The organism is Mesorhizobium sp. M7A.F.Ca.CA.001.08.2.1 (assembly GCF_003998455.1).
GTDB lineage: Bacteria > Pseudomonadota > Alphaproteobacteria > Rhizobiales > Rhizobiaceae > Mesorhizobium > Mesorhizobium ciceri.
The window spans coordinates 1-2539 of sequence record NZ_RZPW01000840.1 but is presented as its reverse complement, the minus strand read 5'-3'; the positions used below and the strand labels follow the sequence as shown (position 1 = coordinate 2539).

Below are 2539 nucleotides of genomic sequence, written 5' to 3'. Positions count from 1 at the left end.
GACTAGCTCAGATGCCGGTGCGTTTTGCGCAAACACGAAAGATTCTTGGCGGCTTGGCTGCGGCAATTGTGGCCCCTCGAGATCGCGGCTCTCGCCAAAGCGTCAGCACCTCGTTGTCACTGATTACCGAGTGGCCCCTTCCGCCATCAGCGACGCTTGGCTCGTCGGTGCGCACGAAAGGTATCGAGCGTGAAATACGTGCCCGCCTGCCTTGGGCGGTGAGGAAGTACGTCAAAGCCGAGACTGGTCGCATGACATTGCGGATGCGCGAAGACGATGCCGAAGAGTTCGAGGCCGCCTCGAACAAGATCGCCAAGGCACTGGAAACCATCGCAGTACTCCCGGTCCTGCCGCGCGAGGCCGAAGACATCCTTGCGATCTCTTCGCGTGAGCGTCACAAGTGGCTGAAAAACGGACGGCTGCAAAGCATTGGCACCCGCACCGTGAAGATGCGCGGTCGATCCAAGGCCGTCACCTTCCACGTGTTCGATCCCAAGCACATCGAAGACATCCTTGATCGTGATCTGCCAAGCCTTTGGCGTGAAGAGGACGCGCAGCAAGTTACAGAGAACAGGCGACGTGGCGCCGGCAAGGCTGCCCTGACGCGGGCGGGAAAGGGTAGCGAGAAGGGTCGCGGTGCCGGGAATAACCCCAGAGATGACGCTCCCCGGCCCAAGTTGAAGGGCTGGAACGCGTTCGACGACGAGGGCCTGCTCCGTTAAATCCGTCTAGCCATTCGCGTCCAGAATGAGCCCTGAGCGAAAGCTAACCGGGAGCCGAAACGATCTGCAGTCGCGATTGGCACGTCCCGAACCAATCCATGCTCATGGAGTTCTTCAAGCCGACAACCGCCCATTTTTGAGGATGGCAGATGTTCGACAACTTCGTGCTTGAAATGTTGGAAACCGAGGGCGGGCCGATAAGGCTTCGGCATGGCGGATCTGGGCCGCCTCTGCTTCTGATCCATGGCCATCCTCGCACGCATAGGACTTGGGGCCAGGTCGCCGACTTGCTGTCAGCAGATTTCTCCACGACCATACCCCAATCACTACCCGGAAGGAAAAATCATGGCTGTTTCCTATAGAAGGAATCGCTTGCCACGGTGGTGCAGGAAGTCGGCGATGTGAAGAATAGAGGCGCTTCGGCATTTTAAGGTGGATTAGGTCCTGACCGACAAATGGTGCTACATGGGCGATGAAGAATGCCCGCCCAGCGTACGTTGTCTACGCACCACCGCTGATCGGCCTTCCGTTCCTGGCTGTGATACTGGCTCTGGATGGGACGACCATCGCAACGCCCTTTGACACCGCAGATGAAGCGGCCGCCCACAACAAGGTGATGGCGGTTACAGGTGCGATACGGCAAAGCGGACTTGATAATCACAAATAGGAGAACCCGTCCATGAAACTGCTACGCATCACACCGATTGTCATTCTTGCCTGTGCCTTTGCCCTTGCGGCCTGCGCCAACACCGTCCGAGGCGTCGGCCGGGACGTCAAGGCAACGGCCAACGCAGTCGACGACACGGTCAACAAACCATGATGCAGAGGACCGTCACGGTTATCGAGAAGACAACGGGCCGCGTGATCGGAGCCCTGCCGATCGATCTTGCGCAGCAGGATCACGAGGCCTCCGATGATCAGTATTTCACCAAGGCGTTCGAAGCCGCCATGGACAGTGGCCTCATTCGTGAGTCCGACAAGCATGCGGTTGAATTCCGGCTTGAATAAAGTCGACGATGCAACCGCTTTTCTGTCGCGTATCGGGGCATTGTGGTTTGCATGGTTTTGCACCTCAGCCATCCAGCAGGGGTGAATCAACACACCGTCCAGTCCAACTATCCCCTAGGACAGCCCGCTGCGGCTATGAATGGAGCGGCCGGTTTGGCCCGGAGGTGAAGCAGCAGCCGCTGCTCAAAGCCACTCAGTAGAGCAAATCGGTGTATTGGTAGGCGAACACCCTCCCGTGCTCGCATCGGTCACCTCAAGAAAGTAGTTTCCGGATCGGTGTAGCGTCACGGGCATTTTCGTTGCCTGTGCGGCGGCCCAATAGGATGTCGGGGCCCCAGCTCGGTATTCCGCTATCGACCTGGCCCGCAGGATATTCTCGGATTTGATACCCCACGGTCAGCCCCAGGGTCCGAATCATCCATTAGAGATACCTAACATTTCCCTTTTGGCGAGGCGGGGTGTACTTTAGGTACCGCTGGGTGATCCTAGCGACCTACACTGCCCGCTGCCGAGAGGTGGCGGGCCTTTTTGTTTATGTGTGGAACACCGAAATCCAATGGGAGTTGGAATGCTGTCACCGTCCTTCCGTGGAGGCGATGATGGCCATGGACGTACAGCCGTGGTCGGCCCGCTCTCTGCTTCCTCACAGGGCGGGCCATCTCGCGGGTCGCTCACTGGCAATGACCTGGTGCACCATGCCGTCGACCTCAATACGCAAGTTCGAATACGACCCGGAAACCAGGGTTCTCTCAGTGCGGTTTGTAGCGAGTGGCAGGCAGTACGACTTTCTGGATGTACCGCCGGAGATC

4 protein-coding genes are annotated in these 2539 nt (G+C 58.3%); all 4 read left to right on the top strand.

Translation table 11 applies throughout. From position 1 onward, the window contains the following. Positions 1–11: 11 nt before the first annotated feature. Positions 12–722 (top strand): hypothetical protein, encoded by a 711-nt coding sequence (locus EN914_RS31825; protein ID WP_024505780.1) that lies wholly within the window; start codon positions 12–14, stop codon positions 720–722. A gap of 679 nt (positions 723–1401) precedes the next feature. Continuing rightward, a complete protein-coding gene (locus EN914_RS31815; RefSeq protein ID WP_032809501.1) occupies positions 1402–1542 on the top strand; it encodes an entericidin A/B family lipoprotein in 141 nt (46 codons plus the stop codon). Then, the gene (locus EN914_RS31810; protein ID WP_013525035.1) at positions 1539–1730 is read left to right on the top strand and encodes a hypothetical protein; all 192 of its coding nucleotides are present in this window, start codon (positions 1539–1541) and stop codon (positions 1728–1730) included. Before EN914_RS31815 ends, EN914_RS31810 begins: the two co-directional genes overlap by 4 nt. Before the next feature lie 599 nt (positions 1731–2329). Next, on the top strand, positions 2330–2539 hold a 210-nt coding region (locus tag EN914_RS40045; protein ID WP_127389519.1), incomplete at its 3' end, for a KTSC domain-containing protein.

What these genes read in the sequence shown, in the direction of transcription:
- EN914_RS31825 (WP_024505780.1), top strand. Translation starts at nt 12, where the DNA reads ATGCCGGTGCGTTTTGCGCAAACACGAAAGATTCTTGGCGGCTTGGCT.
- EN914_RS31815 (WP_032809501.1), top strand. Translation starts at nt 1,402, where the DNA reads ATGAAACTGCTACGCATCACACCGATTGTCATTCTTGCCTGTGCCTTT.
- EN914_RS31810 (WP_013525035.1), top strand. Translation starts at nt 1,539, where the DNA reads ATGATGCAGAGGACCGTCACGGTTATCGAGAAGACAACGGGCCGCGTG.